Source organism: Streptococcus sanguinis (assembly GCF_008329445.1).
GTDB classification, from domain to species: domain Bacteria; phylum Bacillota; class Bacilli; order Lactobacillales; family Streptococcaceae; genus Streptococcus; species Streptococcus sanguinis_O.
In genome coordinates this window covers 247,031-267,600 of sequence record NZ_VIBR01000004.1, presented here as the reverse complement: position 1 = coordinate 267,600, position 20,570 = coordinate 247,031, and the positions used below count along the sequence as shown (strand labels likewise).

19 protein-coding genes are annotated in these 20,570 nt (G+C 43.1%); 4 read left to right on the top strand and 15 right to left on the bottom strand.

From position 1 onward, the window contains the following. Window positions 1-37: 37 nt before the first annotated feature. The 14 genes from FKX92_RS10180 to FKX92_RS10115 all read right to left on the bottom strand — a co-directional run bounded on the left by FKX92_RS10180 (window position 38) and on the right by FKX92_RS10115 (window position 15,439). Window positions 38-946, bottom strand: coding sequence for a CPBP family intramembrane glutamic endopeptidase (locus FKX92_RS10180; protein WP_002897963.1), 909 nt, complete (start codon window positions 944-946; stop codon window positions 38-40). Window positions 947-1,074: 128 nt separating this feature from the next. Beyond that, on the bottom strand, window positions 1,075-1,899 hold the full coding sequence (locus FKX92_RS10175; protein WP_149566242.1) for a CPBP family intramembrane glutamic endopeptidase: 825 nt from the start codon (window positions 1,897-1,899) through the stop codon (window positions 1,075-1,077). A 30-nt stretch (window positions 1,900-1,929) separates the two neighbouring features. Then, window positions 1,930-3,729, bottom strand: a complete 1,800-nt coding sequence (locus FKX92_RS10170) for a serine hydrolase domain-containing protein (RefSeq protein WP_149566241.1) — start codon at window positions 3,727-3,729, stop codon at window positions 1,930-1,932. Between the two features lie 172 nt (window positions 3,730-3,901). Continuing rightward, window positions 3,902-4,399 (bottom strand): hypothetical protein, encoded by a 498-nt coding sequence (locus tag FKX92_RS10165; RefSeq protein WP_149566240.1) that lies wholly within the window; start codon window positions 4,397-4,399, stop codon window positions 3,902-3,904. Beyond that, window positions 4,380-5,960 carry an ATP-binding cassette domain-containing protein gene (locus tag FKX92_RS10160; RefSeq protein WP_149566239.1) on the bottom strand — a complete coding sequence of 527 codons (1,581 nt, stop codon included), beginning with the start codon at window positions 5,958-5,960 and terminating at the stop codon, window positions 4,380-4,382. Before FKX92_RS10160 ends, FKX92_RS10165 begins: the two co-directional genes overlap by 20 nt. A 265-nt stretch (window positions 5,961-6,225) precedes the next feature. Next, window positions 6,226-6,366 carry a hypothetical protein gene (locus FKX92_RS10155; protein WP_002897970.1) on the bottom strand — a complete coding sequence of 47 codons (141 nt, stop codon included), beginning with the start codon at window positions 6,364-6,366 and terminating at the stop codon, window positions 6,226-6,228. Between the two features lie 210 nt (window positions 6,367-6,576). Further along, window positions 6,577-7,656 carry a serine hydrolase gene (locus FKX92_RS10150; RefSeq protein ID WP_312022685.1) on the bottom strand — a complete coding sequence of 360 codons (1,080 nt, stop codon included), beginning with the start codon at window positions 7,654-7,656 and terminating at the stop codon, window positions 6,577-6,579. 135 nt (window positions 7,657-7,791) lie between these two features. Beyond that, window positions 7,792-8,397, bottom strand: a complete 606-nt coding sequence (gene sodA, locus FKX92_RS10145; RefSeq protein ID WP_002896081.1) for a superoxide dismutase SodA — start codon at window positions 8,395-8,397, stop codon at window positions 7,792-7,794. 62 nt (window positions 8,398-8,459) lie between these two features. Next, window positions 8,460-9,506, bottom strand: coding sequence for a DNA polymerase III subunit delta (gene holA, locus FKX92_RS10140; protein WP_149566238.1), 1,047 nt, complete (start codon window positions 9,504-9,506; stop codon window positions 8,460-8,462). 250 nt (window positions 9,507-9,756) lie between these two features. Next, window positions 9,757-10,896: a DUF805 domain-containing protein gene (locus tag FKX92_RS10135; RefSeq protein ID WP_149566237.1), complete on the bottom strand. Its 1,140-nt coding sequence runs from the start codon at window positions 10,894-10,896 to the stop codon at window positions 9,757-9,759. Window positions 10,897-11,025: 129 nt separating this feature from the next. Further along, window positions 11,026-13,266: a DNA internalization-related competence protein ComEC/Rec2 gene (locus tag FKX92_RS10130; protein WP_149566236.1), complete on the bottom strand. Its 2,241-nt coding sequence runs from the start codon at window positions 13,264-13,266 to the stop codon at window positions 11,026-11,028. Further along, window positions 13,250-13,930, bottom strand: coding sequence for a helix-hairpin-helix domain-containing protein (locus FKX92_RS10125; RefSeq protein ID WP_101771165.1), 681 nt, complete (start codon window positions 13,928-13,930; stop codon window positions 13,250-13,252). Before FKX92_RS10125 ends, FKX92_RS10130 begins: the two co-directional genes overlap by 17 nt. Window positions 13,931-14,077: 147 nt before the next feature. Continuing rightward, window positions 14,078-14,626, bottom strand: a complete 549-nt coding sequence (locus FKX92_RS10120) for an HXXEE domain-containing protein (RefSeq protein WP_180949284.1) — start codon at window positions 14,624-14,626, stop codon at window positions 14,078-14,080. Window positions 14,627-14,698: 72 nt separating this feature from the next. Next, window positions 14,699-15,439 carry a lysophospholipid acyltransferase family protein gene (locus tag FKX92_RS10115; protein ID WP_125340698.1) on the bottom strand — a complete coding sequence of 247 codons (741 nt, stop codon included), beginning with the start codon at window positions 15,437-15,439 and terminating at the stop codon, window positions 14,699-14,701. A gap of 157 nt (window positions 15,440-15,596) precedes the next feature. On the opposite strand from FKX92_RS10115, the gene FKX92_RS10110 reads away from it, so the two are divergent. The 4 genes from FKX92_RS10110 (at window position 15,597) to FKX92_RS10095 (ending at window position 19,923) form a co-directional block, all read left to right on the top strand. Next, window positions 15,597-17,936: a cation-translocating P-type ATPase gene (locus FKX92_RS10110; protein WP_149566235.1), complete on the top strand. Its 2,340-nt coding sequence runs from the start codon at window positions 15,597-15,599 to the stop codon at window positions 17,934-17,936. Window positions 17,937-18,064: 128 nt separating this feature from the next. Next, window positions 18,065-18,811, top strand: a complete 747-nt coding sequence (locus FKX92_RS10105; RefSeq protein ID WP_002921870.1) for a tRNA1(Val) (adenine(37)-N6)-methyltransferase — start codon at window positions 18,065-18,067, stop codon at window positions 18,809-18,811. Continuing rightward, window positions 18,801-19,064 (top strand): GIY-YIG nuclease family protein, encoded by a 264-nt coding sequence (locus FKX92_RS10100; RefSeq protein ID WP_002910268.1) that lies wholly within the window; start codon window positions 18,801-18,803, stop codon window positions 19,062-19,064. Before FKX92_RS10105 ends, FKX92_RS10100 begins: the two co-directional genes overlap by 11 nt. Then, complete coding sequence (locus FKX92_RS10095; protein ID WP_149566234.1) at window positions 19,057-19,923, top strand: DapH/DapD/GlmU-related protein; 867 nt, start codon at window positions 19,057-19,059, stop codon at window positions 19,921-19,923. Before FKX92_RS10100 ends, FKX92_RS10095 begins: the two co-directional genes overlap by 8 nt. A gap of 44 nt (window positions 19,924-19,967) precedes the next feature. Here FKX92_RS10095 and FKX92_RS10090 read toward each other — a convergent pair whose 3' ends face one another. Then, window positions 19,968-20,501, bottom strand: a complete 534-nt coding sequence (locus FKX92_RS10090; protein WP_149566233.1) for an isoprenylcysteine carboxyl methyltransferase family protein — start codon at window positions 20,499-20,501, stop codon at window positions 19,968-19,970. Window positions 20,502-20,570 lie beyond the last annotated feature (69 nt).

The following is a 20,570-nucleotide window of genomic DNA, read 5'->3' as shown; positions in this document are numbered from 1 at the left end:
CATTATACTGTTTTTGAGGATAAAAGACAAGGAGGGCTTAGCTAAACACTTGCTTTTTCTTGGCTAGATAGGCGGTGAGAAGAGCAGCCAGCGCCATAACGATGACTGCTATCAGCCCGCCTGATAGAGGTTCGCTTGGCGTTCCTGCTAAGAAACTGTTGGCTTGACTGGTCAAAGTCGTCTGTAAGAAACTACCGTGCTGGAGATTGTTGCCCGTCCCAATCACTCCAAAGACACCTAGATAAATCATGTTATTAGCCGCATGCAGCGCTATGACCAGCCAGAGATTGTCCGTCAGTGCAAAAAGGAGGGAAAGGAAAATCCCGGTCAGAAAGACATTGAGGATATAAAGGACGGGCGTTCCACCTTTAAAAATGTGGATAACCGCAAAGAGCAGGGAGTTGAGCAGGACAGCCGGTAGCAAGTCCAGCTTGGTGCGGAGTTTGTTCATGACAAAGCCGCGGTAAATCATCTCTTCAGCCAGCGCCTGAAAGAAGAAATTGACCAGGAAAAAGAGCCAAATTCCTAGATTGAACTGCTTTTCGACTTGAATGTGGAGCTGTCCGCCGAGCAGATTGAAGCCCACAGCCAGAAGGACTAAGAAGAAACCCAGTGCTGTACCAAGCAGCAGATTGAACCCTAATTTTTCCTTCCAAAGTCCAAAACTGGCAAGGCTGCGCCGCTCCCAAAATTTAGCGACGAAGAGAATGATGAGTAAACTGCTACCTAAAAAGACGGATAAAGAAACGATGCCTATCAGTAAGCGATTGGCGTCCGTCATGCTCGGCAGCAAGAGCCATTGGGACAAAGCTCCGCTGATGAGGCTTCCCGCAGCAATCGCAAGAAAAGCCAGCGGCAGGCTCAGCCACCAATTTTTTGCCCCTGCTTCTTCTTGCAAGATTTCCAGACTAGAGCGATGGGCTGTCTTTTGATAAGTATGTGTCATGTGTGACCTCCTTAAGGTGTATTTTCCCCTACACCCTTATCCTAACAAAAGGGCAGCGCCAAATCTACCCTTTTTCGGTAAGTGGTTAGATTGCGCTAGTAAGTGGTAGAAAAATCACCTAAAAAAGATTAAGAAATCCCCTGCTGACTTTCTCTCTCTTCGCGCTTGGTCAGCCAAACGGCAATGACAAGAGCAATGAGAGCGCTAAAAAGTCCAGTTGGAGCAGGACCAAGGAATTTAAACGTTTCTACCCCACTAACAGTGAAAACGGTAGTTATCATGGCAACGGCATCAATGACCCCATGTCCAAAGGCTGGCAGCCAAATGGTTTTGCTACGTACATAGTAAATATCAAGGATAATCCCAAAAGAAATAGCCATGATATAATAGGGAATTAAATTTAAGAAACGCTCACCCAGCGTCCCTGCTCCAATCATATTGACAGGAAAATGCCAAATAGCCCAGATGAGACCACCAATGATGCGTCCCTTAGTCCGTCCGTAGCGCTCTTTCAAATAAGGATAGAGAATACCCCGCCAGCCAACTTCCTCGCCCAAGCCAGAAAGACTGATGGCTAGAGTTAAGACCGTAAGAATCATTAAAATTTGAAGGGCGACTTGTGGGTTCAGGGCAAAAACCAAATGCTGCGGAAAGACAGCAAAATAGACAAGTGCGCCGCCAAGTACAATGCTACAAATGGCTAACCAGCAGGCTAGGTAATCGCGCCATTTACTGGCGAGCTTCAATTTCCAGCCGATAGACTTTACAGGAGCTTTAGCCAAAAAAGCAGCCACCATAGGGGCGAACATTACCACACTTGCGGATAAAATGTTACCGACAAGTTTCTGATTGATCGCATAAAAGTAAGCTATGACTAGCATACCTGGCCAAGCGAGCCCAAACGCCCATACTAGAAACCTTTTAATGGTTGAAGTTGAAATTGTGTTTTGCATATAAAATGCTCCTTTCTGTCATTTGTAAAATTATAAAGTCCACCATTGGTATAGCGACCAATAGAAAATATTAAAAGCGATGATAAAAGCGACGGAGCTAGTTGCTAGCGTAAGGTACTTATTCCCTTGCTTCAACCTCGCTTTGAAGAAGGGCAGATAGGGAAGAAAAGCACTAATCAGCAAGACCACAGCAAGCAAGGCAAACAGTTGGAAATGCCCCGTCAAACCAGCGAGATCGAAAGAATTTTTCGCGAGAATAATTGAGAAAAATGAGAACAAATTACGAAAAGCCCAAAGAATAAGGAAGCCAGTCAGATAATGCCAACTAGACCAGACAACCGAACCTGTTCCCTTGTTTTTCCTAGTGAGCAAACGATACAATTTTGCCAAAATACCGCTGAGATAGCAAAGGGCGACATACAGTGCGGCAAGCCCAGCGAGTAATAAACTACCATAATCTTTGATAACATCCAACAAGGGCAGCTTTGTCCTATCTGAAATAGGCAGGTTCAGAATATAGTGCCCTCCTCTTTCTCCTGCCGTCCAAAAACCAAAATAGTCTTTGATAGCCGTATTTTCAGAAGGGTTAGTTAGATAGCTAGTCGACTTGAAAACCCTAAATATAGATAGGGGACCTCCACTATAAATACGCGCTTCGCGGTAAAAACCAGCTTGAAAGTCCTTTTGAGCTGCCTTTGAGGCTTCTTTTTTCTTACCGTAAATGAGGTCAGGCATGCTAAGAGCGAAATGAAACTCATTTCTTTGATTGACTGTAACGACTGAGCCAATCCCTGACTTCAAATCAAGCAAGAGGCTGGTCGTAAAGCCTGGTGAGTTTCCCCCGTGCCCAAAAGTTCTGGTGTTTTCAAACTCCGTCACCCAAAGTCCGTGAGCATTGACGGGAATATCTGTACCCGGATAAGTATGGCTAGCGCTGTAAAAATTCTCCCAAGTCTCTGCCCTTTTAAAGAGCTTCTCCTTTTGCAGGAGGGCTTGGGCAAATTTCTTGATGTCGGCAAATGTTCCTGTTGCCCGCCCCGCTGGATATTCTCCAAGAACAAAGGGTTGGTCGCCTTTTAGTAAGTCTCCATTTGTATCATAAGTTTTCTCCTTCTCCCGCTGTTTTTGTACAAATACATTATCTGATAAATCAGGTTTGAGTGCGGTGTGTTTCATACCCAAGGGCTTTAAAATATGCTCGTGGACATAGTCGGCAAAGGATTGCCCGCTAATGCGCTCCACGATATAGCCCGCCAGCGCTGTTCCATAGTTTGAATAGGATGTCACCGTCCCCGGCTCATAAATCTGAGACGGAGTTTTTTTCATCAATGCTCCTAAATCCTTGTCGGAGCCTATATACAAAGGGTAATCTTCAAAGCCCGCTTGGTGGTTCATGAGGTCCAGCATGGTAATGGGCTTGTCGTATTTGAGATTTTTTAGGAGATTTTGGGGCAGATACTCCCTGATGTCCGTTTTCAGGTCAATCTTGCCCTCCTCCCAAAGCTGCATGACGCTGACCCAGACGGTGATTTTGGTGGTTGAACCCCACTCGAAGACCGACTTGTCATCCACCGCTAGCTTCTTTTCCTTGTCCGTATAGCCGAAGTTCTTTTGATAGAGAGTATTGCCGTCTTTGTCAAAGACCGTTGTTGCCAGTCCTGCGCTAGTTTTTTCGTGTTCTTGGTAGTAATTTTCAATCTTCTGACCGATTTGGTCGTAAGACGTGCCTGACGGCAATTTTTGCTGGTCGGCGTAAGCGTGGGCTGCTCCAAAAGCTAGCAAGCCACACGTTACCAGCGCCACAGTGCTTTTCAAAAATGATGATTTCATGATGATCTCCAATCATTATTTTCTATATTTCCTTCACTTAAAAAGGAAAAAGAAAGAGTAAACTGAGTAGACCGAGAAGGAGCCAGATCCAGCCAAAGATAAAGAATAAAAGCATTTTAACAAAAGTAAAAATATGAAACATGATTTTCTCCTTTCCTATCAGATTGCTATTTTAAAAGAGGAAGAGGCTGACCAGAAACAGGATTGAGCCAACTCCTCCGAAGATATAAGCTAAAACGCGTGGAGCCGGCTCTTGGTCTGCCACTATTTTTCTCGTGAGGAAGTAGCTGACAGCATTAAGGATGATTGCAGACATAATCCCATTGACCTTAAATACCGGAAAAGCCGGATTGAGCCCATAAAGAAGAACGCTGATATAAACTACGGCATTGATAAAGGGAACCAGCCAGTAAAGGAAATGGACAAATTGCTTGTCGATAATCTCTTTAATAATCGTCGTGTAGCAAACAATCAGTTGAATTACACTCAAGAGAACTGGCAGAAACCAGATAAAGACTTGCTTGGGCATGCCTAGACCGCTATAGGGCAAATGCCCTCTGATTAGCTGAGGTAGGTCTGCATAGATTGACAAAGCGTAGATAAGCGGTAGCCAAATAACGATTAGGCTTGCCACTAATTCTTTCCTCCTTTTATAATTCCAGACAGTCATCAAAGCGGTCTAAGAGTGCCCTGCCTTGATTATGAGTAATAACGATAACAATGCGGTCCTTGATGGACAAGATATAGTCCATGACTTCCGCCGCCAAGCTCGGGTCAAGATTACTGGTCGGCTCATCAAAAATCAGCACATCATAATCCTTAACCAAGAAACGCGCCAAATCAATCCGCTGCTTTTCACCATAGGAAACTTCCTGCCGCTCCAAATCCAGCTTCTTGCTCAAGAAAGCCTCATTAAAATGCAGACTTTGGTACAAGAAAGTTTGGTCAGGTGCATTTATATATCTGTATAGCGCGATATTGTCCGCCACACTTCCCTCGATAAAAAAGTCATTCTTTTGGATAAAGGCGATTTTCTGATAGAGACTGTCGCTTGCTAGCTGGCTGACCGCTTGACCATTGACCATGATTTGACCAGCGTAGTCCTTGCTATCAAAATAATTGAGCAAGAGCTTCATCAAGGTCGACTTGCCCCGACCAGACTCGCCGATAATAGCATAGTGCTTGTCCTTGGCAAACTGATAAGAAAAATCCTGAAAGAGAGCCTTGTCGCCCAACTCCAGACCGAGATGTTCAAAATCAATCCGATCAATCGTTTCGGTCAGATTTTGAGCGGGCTCCGCTTCTTTCTTAGCCAACTTAGCATCAAAATCATTCTCAATATCCTTGACCGTGCTCATGAGATTTTTGTTATTGATAAAAAGCTGCAAAGGAGTGAAGACAAAGTTCAAAAGCTGAACACTGGCAATCAAAGCCCCAATGGTCAGAGACCCTTGGCTGACAAACCAAATCCCCAGAGACATACAAAATATCTGAGACAGAAAGCTAAAGAACATCATCAGAGTCACAGCGCTCTCCTTAGCCGCATTATAGCTTTTTCTGGCTTGCTCAAAGTCGCTGTTGCTGCTAGACAGGTGCTCAACCACCCTTTTTTGGATTTGCAAAAGTTTGATTTGCTCAAAGCCTTCCAAAAAATTGGTGACTTGCTTCAAAAAGTAATTGCTTTTCTGAGTGAAATTCGCTGTCGCCTTGCGCATCAATATCCCTGGAATTTGTGACGCAGCCATGGTCAAAAAAGAAATGAGAATAAAGCCCAGAGCCATGCGCCATTCAATCCAAAAAATAGCCAGTGTACTGATAAAAACTGAAGAAAAGGCAGCCACAATATCACAGCGCGGGGTCAAGTAATTCTCTTGGTAAATATCCATATTCTTGGTCGTTGTGTTGAGATAGCTATTTTCCTGCTCGGAAGCCTTGTCATGCAAATTCTTGTCATAAAAAGAATGGAAAAGCCTCGTTTTGACTTCTTCCAAGACTTGCTTATTATGATTGTTCTTGAACCAAATAGCCAGCAAGCTGCAAAGAGACCAAGCACAAGTGCAAAAAAGGCAGATAAAGAATTGTCCAAGCAAGTTAGAATGAGCCTTCTGCGCACTGTCCACAACAACTCCCAGCTGCAAAGAAAACAAAGTGATAAAAATCGTTGCTCCAATGCTAAAGATAGTCGCACCCAGATAAGAAGCGCGGTATTTCCGTAAAATTTCTTTCAACATTTAATTTTTCCTTCCAATTTTCGTCTATTTTTGAAAACGATCCAAGACGGGATTGCCCAGCAGACGGATAAAACCGTGAGCAAGCCTATAAGCAATAAAAGTAATCCTCTTTTCATCTTTTCTCCTTTATCTATCTATTTAGAAAATTTTCTAAATAAAGAGTACGAAACGAAGCAATCTAATCCTTCTTAGGTATTTCGATTTGTTTCTAAATACTCTGGATTAAAAAATCTAGTCTAGAAAAACTAGATTGCCTATTTTGTATTTAAAAATGTTTTTGATTGGATATTTTTTGCAGGTCGTCCTTATTTTTATAGAGCACCCAGGAAAAAACAGCCAGCCAAATGGATAGACCCGTCACTAGACCTACTACGGTTAGTAGGATTGAGTTTCTTGCTTTCTTCATTTTTCCTCCTTTTTGAGTAGAGAAATTTAGAATTTTTTCTAAATAGCTTTTATAAAAAATTGCTCAGTGACTAATTAAACAGAGCAGAATGAAGTAATTAGAACATCTTCTAAATAGATTGTAACACTTCTCTTTCAAAAAAGCAAGAGGTATTTTGGTTTTTTTCTAAATAGCTATCAAAAAATCTAGCCTGTCTAGACTAGATTGCTCTTAGTTCATATTAACCCGATGCCATTCATTGATGACGTAGGCTAACTGACCAACTTGCTCAATTCCGACACCACTGATCTCATCACTGGCCTCGGTGCTACCACCTAAATAAGCCGTATAGAGAGCTATAATATAGGGCTTCTCTTCCATAACTAATGCATCCACATTGAGCGCCTCACGAACATATCCAGGCTTTTGATAGATGGTAATGTCACGCAGATAGCGCTTATAGTATTCACCTGGGAAGGATTCGCCTATATAATAAAGGATATCCTTGTACTTTTCCTGATTTTTAGACAAATACTCAAGGACCTGAATATAGTAGTCCGTCGTGGTCTTATTATTCTCACGGCTGATCGTCTTAATATCAGCCTTGGACTGACCGTAGCGACTAAACATATCATAGGCCTTTTCCATGCCGCCTAGACGCTCTGCTAAAGCGTAGGCTGGAGTATTTTCAGAATAAACCAAGGAATATTCCTGCATGTCTGATATTCTCATAGCACCGTTGAAAGCACCAACATAGTTATCATGCTCGCCCCTATATTCATAGTTTGTATTGGTAATATCAAACCGCTCGTCCATAGAAAGTTTGCCGGCAGCAACCTCATCTACTACCAGCATATTGAGAGGGAGCTTGTAGGTCGATCCCGCAGTCATAGGCTGGGTATCATTCATTGCAAAGGTCTTGCCAGTCGTCAAATCCTTATATGAAAATGCAACCTGGGAGGGTTCAATTCCCATTTCAGTCATATAAGCCTGAATGACCTGAGTCAAATCCAAATTTGCATAGTCAAATCGAAGTCCTAAAGCATCCATAGTAGGGCCGTCCGCCTCCATGACCTTCTGCTTCTCCTCTGGACTTTTTTCAACAGGCTTTGGCTTTTCTTCAACTGGTTTGGAATCAGGCTTGACTTTCTCCTCCTCCTGTTCTTGCTCGCCAGACTTTGCAAGTTGGGCAGCCTCTTGTGCTTTCTTTTCAATGGCCTTATTTCGTTGGGTTATAAACAGGAAGATGAAGCCCAGCAGACAAAGACAAGAAAGGACAGCTACGATAATCGTTACAATTTTTTTACTCAAAACATTTCTCCTAGCATTTGTATTATAAAAAATTATGAGGAAAATAACAAGTGAAACCCAGAAAAAAGGCATTTTAAGCATCAAAAAAGGCAAATCATTAATCGATTCGCCTTTTTATCTATTGAAACTGCCTGTTTATTTAGCAGCCGCGTAAAGTTCGTCAACCTTTTTCCAGTTAATAACTGAGAAGAAAGCTTGGATGTAGTTCGGACGAAGATTGCGGTATTTCACATAGTAAGCATGTTCCCAAACATCCAGTCCCAAGATTGGAGTTTTACCTTCTGAAATAGGAGTATCCTGATTTGCTGTTGAAGTTACTTCCAACTTGCCTTCTTTGTTGACAACCAACCAAGCCCAGCCAGAACCAAAACGAGTTGTAGCCGCTGCAGTGAAAGCTGCTTTAAAGTCTTCAAATGATCCAAAAGTAGCTTCGATATCCGCTGCCAACTCTGCAGATGGTGATGTTTCTGCTGGTGTCATCAATTCCCAGAAAAGAGCGTGGTTAAGATGACCACCACCGTTGTTGATGACTGCCTGACGGATATCAGCTGGGATAGACTCCACATCAGCCAATAATTTTTCCAAGTCTTCACCAATTTCAGGATGTTTTTCAAGCGCAGCATTAACATTCGTTACATAGGTATTGTGGTGCTTGTCATGATGCAAGTGCATTGTTTCTTCATCAATGTAAGGCTCTAACGCATCGTAAGCGTAAGGAAGATCAGGTAAGATAATTGCCATTTGATAGACCTCTTTTTCTATATGATTATAAAAATGATAACGCAATCATTAGAATTTTTCAACTATTTTGCTTGTAAGTCACCCGTCGCAATCTTGAGCAGAGCCAAATCAAACAAGTAATCTTTATCATACAGCCCTGACTTAATCTGGTAATCTGTTTCAATCAGACAGGCCATGGTCTTTTTAAGAAAGGATAAACTCAGTGAGCGAGCATCCTTTAAAGCAAACTTGACTTGATAAGGATTGACCTTGCGGCCTAGATAGTCGGACAAATCAGACACAATCTGACTCTCAGCTCTGCCATTTTCTGCTAAAATCTTGACCTGAGTAAAGATACGAAACTGCCCCAGCATAATAGCAATAAGCTTGATTTCATCCTCACCTTGAAGAGTCAAATCTCGCACCAAGCTTCTAGCTTCATCAATCTTCTGTCGCAAAATCAGCTGGGTCAGGTCAAAAATATTGTCCTGAAGAGTCTTGGGAATGGCCTCGGCAATATCTTCTAAACCAATCTGACCAGACTCTTTATATCCTTTCAGAAAGGCTAAATTTTTACTGATTTCACTGAACTGAAAACCTGATTTCAGCAGCAACTGATCGAAAGCTGCCGGAGCAAATTGTAATCCTTCTGCCTGCGCTTCCTTGCTGAAATAAGCCCGCAGATCTGCTTCCTTGAGTTCTGCAGCCTCAAAAATTTTCCCGTCCCGTTTCAGCAGTTTGACCAGACGGCGCTTGCTATCCAACTTACCTTCTGCGAAGATAACCAGACGAGTTGTATCCGCTGGATTTTCCAGATAATTTTCAAAAGATTTGAGTTCTTCATCAGTCAGATAGCGCTTCTTAGCTGTTGTCAAATCAGCAAAATGGTCCAAAATTACGATTTTTTCATCCGCAAAAAAAGGCAGACTGACCAAGTCCAACTCCACATCCTGGTAGTTTGCTTCTTTCATATCAAAAATAGCAGTGTTCAAATCGCCCGGTTGAAACTGAATCTGGCGGAGAAACTGCTCCTTCAACAACTCAAATTGACCCAAGTCATCTCCAGCAAAAATGGTCAAAGCAGGAAGGTTGCTTGGCGTGATTTTTTTAATTTCCTCAATAGCTAACACCGAAAGTCTCCCCTACTTTATATTTCTTGTCAATTTTTTTCATGTATTGATTGTAACAAAAAAGAGTCGGAAAGTCTGTTATTTTCTTTGCAAACAAAATCTAATTTTTGAATAGATCCGCTATACAAATAGAAACTGTTAGCGGCTTCATTTTTCTTTGTTCTAAAAAACTATCCATGTCCAGTTCTGTTAAAACTTTTCTGCGAACGACAGAGCAAAAAGAGCTGGAAAAATTCCAACTCTTCTTTGTTTATTCTTGGTTTTCAGTTGCATCCTCTACACTGTTTTCAGCTGGTGTAGAAGCTTGCTCCTCTTGAATTGGTGAAACAAAAGGATTATCCTCAACAGGTGCCTGAGTTCCAAAATCCTGAGGTGTTGACTGCTCAGGTGTTTCAGCAGTAAATGGATTTTGAACTGGTTCTGCTTGCTCCACTGCCTGGCTTTGTTCAGAAACAGATTGTTGTGGTTGTTGACCAAACTGTTGGCCTTGGAAACCACCTTGCTGTGGCTGTTGGCTAAATGGTTGGCTTTGGACAGGTTGCTGTGGTTGTTGACCAAACTGTTGGCCTTGGAAATCACCTTGTTGTGGTTGTTGGCCAAATGGTTGATTTTGAACAGGTTGCTGTGGTTGTTGACCAAATGGTTGGTTTTGGACAGGTTGCTGTGGTTGTTGACCAAATTGTTGTCCTTGGAAACCGCCTTGCTGTGGCTGTTGGCCAAACTGTTGATTTTGAACAGGTTGTTGTGACTGACCAAACTGTTGTCCTTGGAAACCGCCTTGTTGTGATTGCTGACCAAATTGTTGTCCTTGGAAACCACCTTGTTGTGGTTGTTTTTCATAGTTTAAACCTTGATTGTATGGCTGTTGACCAAACTGTTGACCTTGGAAGTTTTGCTGGCCATATTGCTGACCATATGAATTTCCAACCATTTCAGGCTTAGAGCCTTGACAAAGCAAAACAATCAAAGCAATAAAACATGGAAGAACTACTATTCCTGCAATAATATTTAGAACCGGAACAAATAACAGTACAAGAGGACCGACATACAGGAAAAGAAAAGCCCAATGATAACCAGCGTCACGCAAGCGGCGAACAATAATAGCCATCTCCGGAATAAAGGTAGCTAAATTATAAATCAGTAGGATAAACCAAAAAATGACAGCAAATCCTGCACCAGCCAAGATTGCAGATGGATCCGGTTCATACCCATAAGTTGCGTCCTGAACTGCTGATGAAAAAAAACTTCCTAATGCAGAAACCCAAATAATGATAAACAATGGTACGACGATAATTATTTTGCACAAAAATGCCCACCAAAAATCTGACCGACTTGAACGACCCGAAAAATCAGCATAGTGTGTCCAGAATTTTTTATATGCAGCAAACATAAAATTCTCCTCTATAATTTTTTATACCCATTATCTTATCACAAATGCATAAATAAATCAATATGACTTCCTGACTGAAGCTAAATGGACATGAGAAAAAAGTATCAGTTGGCATCTTCAATCTAGATATCAGCGAACCGTTTCAATTCTCCAGGAATTCCAACCAGTAAACCGAATGGCCCCCTGCTGGTCAGTTCGATAGATGGCTGTATTAAACTTCTCAAATCTTTGCAAAGTTTCCTGATGCGGATGTAGATAACGATTATTCTGACCGGCTGATATCAAGGCCAGTTTCGGCTGAATTTGCTCTAAAAACTCTGGACTGGAAGAGCCTTTGGAGCCATGGTGACCTGCTTTTAAGACATCTGCTTTCAGCTGAGGGAATCGCTGCAGCAGTTCAGTCTCTCCTTGTCTTTCCAAATCACCTGTAAACAAAAATTTTGTCTGAAAGAACTCTCCGTAGAGTACAATTGAATCATCATTTCCACCGTCGCCTGTTCCAATAGGATAGAGAACCTGCAAAGCTGAGTCAAATACCGGAATTTCATCTCCCACTTCTACGACATGGACAGAAGTTTCTATCTGCTCCAGTTTTTGAACAAAATCAGGCTGAGTCAGACTTCCTTTGGAAACATAGATTTCCTTGATGGAAAAATGCTTAGCTACCTCCAGCATATCTCCCATGTGATCGGTATCGGTATGAGTCAGGACCAATACATCCAGACTAGCAACGCCACGACTTTTGAGATAGGGAATTAAGGTCTTTTCTGCATTGGATGAAGTCTGTCGCTCCTGCCAAGCCTCCTTTTTTCCTATCTCAACTCGTCCTCCTACGTCAATCAAAACCGTCCTGCCCTGCCAGTCCCTGAGAAAAATGCTATCCCCCTGACCAATATCCACCACTGTAATCTCATTTTGCAGCGGATGCTTTGTTAGGAAAAATAAGAGAAGAGCTAGCAAACTAAAAGACAAAAACCAGCTTTTCTTTCTCCGAAAGTCATAGATTAAAGCTAAAACCAAAAGCAGAGCGGCCAGTAACCAGAGGTTGGGTTTCCCAAAAATCAAAGGGCGCGGAGTAAAGTCAGCTACCCAATGAATCACACCTTCGAGTAACTCAAAGAAAAAATTGACCTGAGAGATTTTTATAAGTGGTGACAAAATAAAAATGAGGGTTAACCCTGGCAGCATCAGCAAGTCAAAGAGTAATGAAAATAGAAAAGTCAGAAGTACGGACCAAGGCTGAAATTCTGCAAAGTAGTAGATTAGTATAGGCAAAATCCCCAATGAAATAGTCAGACTTTCTGCTAAAAGCTTCCGAATCGGCGGCAACTTTTCAAAATCCATCATAGAAATCAAAAAGGCATAGGCGCAGGACAAGACACCGCCTGCTGTCAGAAGAAAATTGGGCATGATGATAAAGAGAACCATCAGTGTCAGAGCAAAGTTATCTAATCTGGTCAGTCCTTGCTGGGCCAACAAATTCTGAACTAAGCTTCTGACGACAGAAACAGAAAAGCCCGTCAGTCCAGCATAGATAAATGAAAAAGGCAGCTGCAAGGCGTTTACTGTCTCCCTCTTCATCCCCAAACGTAGAAGAATTCTGCGAAAACCATCCAAAAAGAAACCTACCTGCATACCAGACAAGGCAAACAAATGGATGATACCCAAGCTAGAATACAGGTCACTCATTTCTGCAAACTCCGTATCTAAGTCACCAAACAAGAGTCCAGTCATGTAATGACTCATTGGACTAGGAAAATTATTTCTAATGTAAACCAGCGCTTTTCTGCGCCAGACAGACAGCCAATCCATTGGATTCAGGCTGGAAATTGGCCTTAGTGACTGAATTTTATTGATTTTTAAGGTACGGTAAATCCCCTGAGTCTTTAAATAAGCCTGATAGTCAAAGCCCAAAAAATTTCGTTGCTGCTGGGCCTTTTCAAACTCTCCTTCAATATCAAGGACGACCAAATCTGTCAGTTGCTGAAAAGCTTCCTTTTCACTGGCTGATTGAATCCTGTAGAAGACCTGATAAAGCCGACCGTTCGTTCGCCCTCGAAAGGATAGGGAATCTCCATTGACTTTGATCGTATCTGGCAAGACCTGAACCGAGCTAGCTGAAGGAGGTTCCTGCCTAAAGGCCTGCTCTGCCATTTCCCGACGAAGCAAGAAAAAGAGGACAAAAAGGGACAGGAATGCCAAAGCAGCTAGACTTTTTTTGAGAGGATAGCTGAAAAAGAGACGAAGCAGAAGGACACCTAGCCCAAAATAAGCCAAGGAACTGCCAGAATAGACTGCAAAATAGGCCCATACAAGGATGAAAGCTAGATAGATAGGGGTGAGGGGTAACTTTTTAATCCACTGTGACATATTCTTTCAGCTTTTCTAAGGTCTTATCTCCAATACCTGACACCTTTTTCAGATCATCTACTGACTTAAAGCGGCCATTGCTTTCGCGGTAGGCGATGATGTCAGAAGCCCGCTTCTGTCCGATGCCTGAAATAGTCTGCAGTTCAGCCTCTGTCGCCGTATTTAGATTGACCTTGTCCGACTTTCCACCACCGGCACCAGCAGAATCAGAAGATCCTGCTTGATGCTGGCCAGTCTGTGTGACATCAGCTCCTTCTTCACCAATCTTTGCCACATAGATTACTGCTTCATCCGTTAATTTTTGTGCCTGATTAATGGACTTAGCCTCGGCGTCTGCTGTCAATCCGCCAGCTTTTTGGATGGCTTCATGGACTCTCGCTCCTGCTCTCAGCTCATAGACACCAGGATTCTTAACTGCGCCTTTAATATCCACAGTGACTTGCTCGCTCTCCTCTTCGTCCGACTTAGCCTTAGAAACAATCCTTTCGCTTTCTTCATCAGCTGAGCTGGATGAGGAAGTCAGCTCTTGGCTCAAGGCGGTTACTTGATTTTGCGGTTGATGATTTCCTTTGATAAGGAAAAAACTACCTAGCACAGCGCCAACTACTGCCAGACCGACAAAGAGCTTGTATTCTTTCAGCTTTTCAATGATTTCTTCAAGCATATTTTTCTCCTTTGTCTTTTTATTCGTAAAAAATTCAAAAAAATAAAACAAGCCGAAAGAATTTTCAGCTTGTCATATTTTAAAATCTTTATTTTGCAAGTAGTCGTATAGATAGAAGGGTCATTGATGAAAATAGGAGCTGTAATATCAATCTGCTTTGCTTATCCTGTATATCCAAGCTTCTAACTTTTGAGCTCTGCTATGTAAAAAAGCTAGATTTGCCAAAAGAAAAGCCATGACTAGCACGCTTAGAATCAGAAGCAGCGGCCAAGAAACTGACTGCTGACATAGATAAAGGATGAAGACTAAGATAAGTATAGGAAAAGTCGTCAAAGCTGTGAAGCCGCCCGGTACCCAGCGACGAAAGCGAAACACTTGCATGATATGGCCCAGCAGATGAAGAGTATGACAGAAGCCAATGGCCAGAGCTAGCTCGGGAATACGAAATAGAATCGCAAGCAGCAAGAGAATAAAAGCTAGCAAAAATTCCTCCGCAATCATCAGAGCTATACTTTCAGCAGAAAGATAACTTCCTCTCCTAGCAATGAACATCTCCTTTTGATAGTCTTGACGGTCTTGATTCTGAGAAATCCAAGGCCGAATCAGGATAATCTCATCAAACTCGTGCAGCATAAATAGTGATAAGGTTACAAAAGATAAAAATGCAAGAGACATGGCATCCTCCTTATAAAACATACCAACATTATAACTCACTTGCATACAAAAATCAGCTCCCAAGCAAAATTGCTCAGCAAGCTGATTAGTATCTTATTTTCTGTGCTTATCTGGATCCCAGACAAAGCTGGCAAAAAAGCTGAAAATGATGGTCAAAATCCCAATCAAAATAGCAGGAATAAAGACAAAGGCACGTAAAATCCGTAAGAAAATATTGCCTTTCTTTTGCGTCTGGTAAGGGGCTACTTCAGCATCCAGACGGTCAAACTCAGCATGAACACGGCGAGCCACTTCCTCAACTCCCTCATCATTCATCTTCCTAATATCTGAAATATCAATCGGATTACCAAAATTCATGTCCACTCGCTCTCCAGCTGCCAAGCCTTTGAGGGTCATGGGACCAGCATAGACTACTGGCATGATACGGACCTTAGCCATCTTAGCAATCACTGCTACTCCTCCCTTGACATCCGTAGAATGGCGGCTGCCGCTTGGGAACATAATCAGAGAACGATTGCTCTTTTTCAGCATATTGACAGGGTATTTGATAGCTGACGGGCCAGGATTTTCCCGGTCAATGGGAAAGGCACCACACATGCGAATCCACCAGCCGAACACCCGATTTTCAAAGAGCTGTTTCTTGGCCATGAAAATGAACTGCTTGGGCTTGGTCGCAAAAGCCATGTAAACTGGATCCCACCATGTCCGGTGAGGGGCAACTAAGATATAATTTTCATCTTTTGAAGGAATCTTTTCTTTATTGTGGTAATGCGCATTTCCGTTCAAGGTCCACAGGATAAAAATCACTAAACCTCGCAAATAAGTATAAAACATAAACTCTCCTTATTTCAAACTGTGATTGTACTTGAAATTTATTACATCCTTTCCCATTATACCCTATACCCTTATAGTCTGCAATATTTTTCCAAACTTTGGCTGTAACAGCTGATTCTGATAGCCATTTCCATAAAAAAATGGTATCATTAATCTCATGAATAAGAAAGAATTAATTGGTTTAAACCAAACCCAAGTAGATGAAAAGATTTCGCAGGGCTTAACCAACGATTTTACAAGTGACACCAGCACCAGTAACTGGCAAATCGTTAAGCGGAATGTTTTCACCCTTTTTAATGCCCTTAACTTTGTTATTGCTCTAGCCTTGGTCTCTGTCCAAGCCTGGAGCAATCTGGTCTTCTTCGCTGTTATCAGCTTTAATGCTGTCACTGGTATTATTACAGAACTGCGAGCCAAACACATGATTGACAAGCTCAATCTGGTCAGCCGAGAGCTGGTCACAGTCATCCGCGCCGGCCAGGAAGTCAAGATTCAGCCAGAAGAAATTGTACTGGGCGACCTGATCAAGCTGTCAGCCGGCGAGCAAATTCCCAGTGATGCCCGTGTAGTAGAGGGCGTTACCGAGGCCAATGAAGCCATGCTGACAGGGGAGAGTGACTTGGTTCTCAAGGAAGAAGGCGCCGAGCTACTGTCTGGTAGCTTTCTGGCCAGTGGGCAGATCTATGCTGAGGTACACCATGTCGGCGCAGACAACTATGCCAACAAGCTCATGACTGAAGCTAAAACTCTCAAGCCTATCAACTCGCGCATTCTATACAATCTTGCGAAAATTTCCCGCTTTACTGGAAAAATCATCATTCCTTTCGGATTGGCTCTTTTCTTTGAAGCCCTGATGATAAAGGGATTGCCTGTCAAAAACTCTGTCATTACCAGCTCGACAGCTCTTTTGGGTATGCTACCTAAGGGAATCGCTCTGCTGACAGTCACGTCACTCCTGACAGCTGTCATCAAGCTAGGTATGCGCAAGGTTCTTGTTCAGGAAATGTATTCTGTTGAAACTCTGGCCCGGGTGGATACTCTCTGTCTAGATAAGACCGGGACAATTACCCAAGGTAAAATGACTGTTGAAGCCTTGCATAGTCTGTCAGATAAGTTTTCTGATGAGACAGTCGGTCAAATCTTAGCAGCCTACATCCAAACCAGCGAGGATAATAACCCAACTGCTCAGGCTATCCGCAAGGGATACGGCCATTTAGAACACACCTATACTAGCGACAATGTCATCCCATTTTCTAGTGACCGAAAATGGGGCGCTATGCATTTATCCAGTGTCGGAACTATCTTTCTGGGGGCTCCCGAAATGCTGCTGAACAGCAATCCTGCAGCGGTTGGAGAGGCTCAAAAACGCGGATCACGGGTTTTGGTGCTGGCTCACAGCGAGCAAGTGCTAGACAAACACAGCATCCAACTGCCTGAAGATATGACTGCTCTGGCTGTTCTGGAAATCACTGATCCTATTCGGGAGGGAGCGGCCGAGACACTAGACTACCTGCGTTCTCAGGATGTTGATCTGAAAATCATCTCTGGTGACAATCCTGTGACTGTTTCCCATATCGCGAGCCAAGCTGGATTTGCCAACTACGACAGCTACATCGACTGCTCTAAAATCAGCGATCAAGAACTGGTTGAGCAAGCTGAAGAAACAGCTATCTTCGGCCGTGTTTCTCCCCATCAGAAGAAGCTGCTCATCCAGACTCTTAAAGCCGCTGGTCGGACAACAGCTATGACGGGAGATGGGGTTAATGATATCTTGGCCTTACGTGAAGCTGACTGCTCCATCGTTATGGCGGAGGGCGACCCCGCAACTCGGCAAATTGCCAACTTGGTCCTTCTTAACTCCGACTTTAACGATGTCCCTGAGATTCTTTTTGAAGGCCGCCGAGTTGTTAACAACATCGGCCGGATTGCTCCGATTTTCTTCATCAAGACCATCTATTCCTTTATCCTAGCTATTATCTGTATCGCTAGTATCCTGCTCGGAAAAACTGAATACCTCTTGATTTTCCCATTCATCCCGATTCAGATTACCTTGATTGACCAGTTTGTCGAAGGTTTCCCACCCTTTGTCCTCACCTTTGAGCGCAATATTAAGCCGGTTGAAAAGCACTTCCTCAAACGCTCTCTGCAGCTTGCTCTGCCAAGCTCCCTCATGATTATCTTCAGCGTGCTATTTGTTCGCATCTGGGGCAGCAGCCATGGCTGGAGTGACATAGAAATGTCCACCCTGACCTACTACTTACTAGGCAGCATCAGCTTCCTGTCCGTCATTAGGGCCTGTCTGCCACTCAACCTCTGGCGCAGCCTGCTCATTATCTTTTCTGTCTTTGGCTTCTATCTATCAGCCTTTGTCCTGCAGCACCTTTTGGAAATTGCAACGCTGACAGCCGCAACTTTGCCAGTCTATCTGATTCTCATGGTCATTTTTGGACTTGTCTTTGTTGCCTGCACCATCAAGCAGAAATACAGATTTGATTAAGGACTAGCTAAAATAGAATCAGCATTTAAGCTCATGGAAACATGCGAGAATCCTCGCATGTTTTTTGATTGTGCAAAAACTTCCCATATCCCTTTGGAATCCTTGCTAAATCATGCTATAATTGACTTATGAACGAAGCAAAACTAAAAGACGGAGAACGCGTCAACCAGCTCTTTTCGACGGATGTCAAGATTATTCAAAATAGTGAGGTCTTCAGCTATTCGGTAGACAGCGTGCTGCTTTCCCGCTTTCCCAAGCTGCCCCAGCGGGGTCTAATCGTTGATCTCTGTGCTGGAAATGGCGCCGTTGGACTTTTTGCCAGCACTCGCACCAAGGCTCAGATTTTGGCCGTCGAGATCCAGGAACGCCTGGCAGACATGGCCGAGCGCTCCATTGAGCTCAATGATTTGACTCAGCAAATGCAGGTCATTCAGGACGATTTGAAAAACCTAGGCCAATATATCACTGGCAGCAAGGTTGATATGATTCTCTGCAATCCGCCATATTTCAAGGTTGACAAGAAATCCAATCTCAATGAAAGCCAGCACTACCTTTTAGCCCGCCACGAAATCTCAACCAATCTGGGAGAGATTTGCAAAATTGCCCAGCGAGTCCTCAAATCCAATGGTCGGTTGGCTATGGTTCATCGACCAGAACGCTTTTTAGATATTTTAGATACCATGCAAGCCCACAACCTGGCTCCCAAGCGCATCCAGTTTGTCTATCCAAAGTTGGGTAAAGAGGCCAATATGCTACTTATCGAAGCTATTAAAGATGGTTCCCGCGACGGTCTAAAAATCCTGCCTCCTCTCTTTATTCACAATCAGGACGGCAGCTACACTCCGGAGATTCACGAGATTTACTATGGAAAATAAAGCATATATGTACGTGCTTGAATGCGGGGACGGCTCCCTCTATACTGGCTACACAACGAATGTCCAAGCCCGACTCAAAAAACATCAAGCTGGCAAAGGTGCCAAGTACACCCGCGCTCGGCTGCCAGTTACCTTACTTTACCAAGAAGAACACCCTAGCAAGCCGGCTGCCATGTCGGCTGAAGCACTTTTTAAAAAGAAAACTAGACAAGCCAAACTGGCTTACATCAAAGAAAGGACTCAACATGCCTGAAATCCAGTTTAAAGGCGACTTTCATCATATCGAAATTTCCCCAGATAGTCATCTTGATATCGGTCAAGATGTCATCTTCCAATCTTTTACCAGCCTCAATGTAGCCAGCGGCGCACAACTCAAGCTAGGAGCCCGGGTTTTCTTTAACGATCACTGCACTGTCCGCTGTCAGCACTCTATCGAAATCGGCAAGGACACCATGTTTGGTGATGGCGTCCGTATTTTTGACCACAATCATCAGTATTCTAATTACCATATCGAGAAGATTGATTATAGTGTTGCGCCAGTCAAGATTGGAGCTAACTGCTGGATTGGGGCCAATACTGTGATTCTCAAAGGTGTGACCATTGGTGATAATGTCATCATTGGAGCCAACAGCTTGATTTTCCAAGATATTCCCAGCAACTCTATCGCTATGAGCAAGGAAGAGCTTATCATCAAGGAGCGTCCACAGGGCAATTTCCATGCCTTTACGCTGACGGCTTCTGATACTTTGGAACAACTGGCCTATTTAGCAGAAAATCTGCCAGAATTAGAATTTCACATAGCTGCTAAGACCAATATTTCTCCTTACTTAGCCAGCTTTAATGACTATCCCAATATCAACCTCTACACCAATATTCACCAGGATGACTTTATTGAAGACTTGCTCGATAGGGCGGATATTTACTTGGATATCAATCACTGGGGAGAAGTCGACCAGATTGTTCAAAGAGCTATCAGCAAGGGGAAGCCAGTTTTAGCTTTCAGCCAAACTGCCCACCAGCCTGAAGCAAATTCTTTACTTTTCGAAGCGGACCAACCCCAGCAAATGGCTGATGAAATACGAAAATTAATGCAAGAAAAGGCTAGGACATAAACATCCTAGCCTTTCTTTTGCAGTCGATATGCATTTTATTAACTTTATTCACCAGCAATGCCATTTGGAATGATAACTTCCTTGAGTAACTGCTCTTCTTCCTTGATACGAACGTAAAGGGTGATACAGTAAATCGGGAAGAGGATGAAAAGAGCAAAGTAGGCATGACTGAGCAGGGCCAAGCCCACCAATTCTGGTACAACATTCAGGAAATAATTAGGGTGTTTGACATTGCGAAAGAGCCAGTGGTCAACAAACTTATGATCCTTAACCAGCATAAGCTTGATGGTCCAAACTGGTCCCAAGAGCTTGGCAACAAGGTAGAGCATAAACATAGAAAAGAGTAACAAGACAGCTCCCAGTAGGCTCACAAAGTCAAAAGCTGGCTTCTTCAGCAGCAATTCCAGAAAGCAAACCGCATAAAAAAGCATGTGCAGGTACTTCATGATATTTGAGTTTTTCACCCCGTACTCCATGCCTCCCTTGGCCAGAATATCCTGCTCATTCTGAGAGGATTTCCTCAAAAACACCAAACGAAAAAGCGACACAGCCACAAAAATCACTATATTGATTGTCATAAGACCTCCTAAAATTTAATAATACATTTTATTATATAAGGAATTCTGCAGCAAAGTCAAGACTGTTGT

Excerpts from the sequence above, each read along its gene's own strand:
- FKX92_RS10180 (WP_002897963.1), bottom strand. The coding sequence starts at position 946 with ATGACACATACTTATCAAAAGACAGCCCATCGCTCTAGTCTGGAAATC.
- FKX92_RS10175 (WP_149566242.1), bottom strand. The coding sequence starts at position 1,899 with ATGCAAAACACAATTTCAACTTCAACCATTAAAAGGTTTCTAGTATGG.
- FKX92_RS10170 (WP_149566241.1), bottom strand. The coding sequence starts at position 3,729 with ATGAAATCATCATTTTTGAAAAGCACTGTGGCGCTGGTAACGTGTGGC.
- FKX92_RS10165 (WP_149566240.1), bottom strand. The coding sequence starts at position 4,399 with ATGACTGTCTGGAATTATAAAAGGAGGAAAGAATTAGTGGCAAGCCTA.
- FKX92_RS10160 (WP_149566239.1), bottom strand. The coding sequence starts at position 5,960 with ATGTTGAAAGAAATTTTACGGAAATACCGCGCTTCTTATCTGGGTGCG.
- FKX92_RS10155 (WP_002897970.1), bottom strand. The coding sequence starts at position 6,366 with ATGAAGAAAGCAAGAAACTCAATCCTACTAACCGTAGTAGGTCTAGTG.
- sodA (WP_002896081.1), bottom strand. The coding sequence starts at position 8,397 with ATGGCAATTATCTTACCTGATCTTCCTTACGCTTACGATGCGTTAGAG.
- FKX92_RS10135 (WP_149566237.1), bottom strand. The coding sequence starts at position 10,896 with ATGTTTGCTGCATATAAAAAATTCTGGACACACTATGCTGATTTTTCG.
- FKX92_RS10130 (WP_149566236.1), bottom strand. The coding sequence starts at position 13,266 with ATGTCACAGTGGATTAAAAAGTTACCCCTCACCCCTATCTATCTAGCT.
- FKX92_RS10125 (WP_101771165.1), bottom strand. The coding sequence starts at position 13,930 with ATGCTTGAAGAAATCATTGAAAAGCTGAAAGAATACAAGCTCTTTGTC.
- FKX92_RS10120 (WP_180949284.1), bottom strand. The coding sequence starts at position 14,626 with ATGTTTTATAAGGAGGATGCCATGTCTCTTGCATTTTTATCTTTTGTA.
- FKX92_RS10115 (WP_125340698.1), bottom strand. The coding sequence starts at position 15,439 with ATGTTTTATACTTATTTGCGAGGTTTAGTGATTTTTATCCTGTGGACC.
- FKX92_RS10110 (WP_149566235.1), top strand. The coding sequence starts at position 15,597 with ATGAATAAGAAAGAATTAATTGGTTTAAACCAAACCCAAGTAGATGAA.
- FKX92_RS10105 (WP_002921870.1), top strand. The coding sequence starts at position 18,065 with ATGAACGAAGCAAAACTAAAAGACGGAGAACGCGTCAACCAGCTCTTT.
- FKX92_RS10100 (WP_002910268.1), top strand. The coding sequence starts at position 18,801 with ATGGAAAATAAAGCATATATGTACGTGCTTGAATGCGGGGACGGCTCC.
- FKX92_RS10095 (WP_149566234.1), top strand. The coding sequence starts at position 19,057 with ATGCCTGAAATCCAGTTTAAAGGCGACTTTCATCATATCGAAATTTCC.
- FKX92_RS10090 (WP_149566233.1), bottom strand. The coding sequence starts at position 20,501 with ATGACAATCAATATAGTGATTTTTGTGGCTGTGTCGCTTTTTCGTTTG.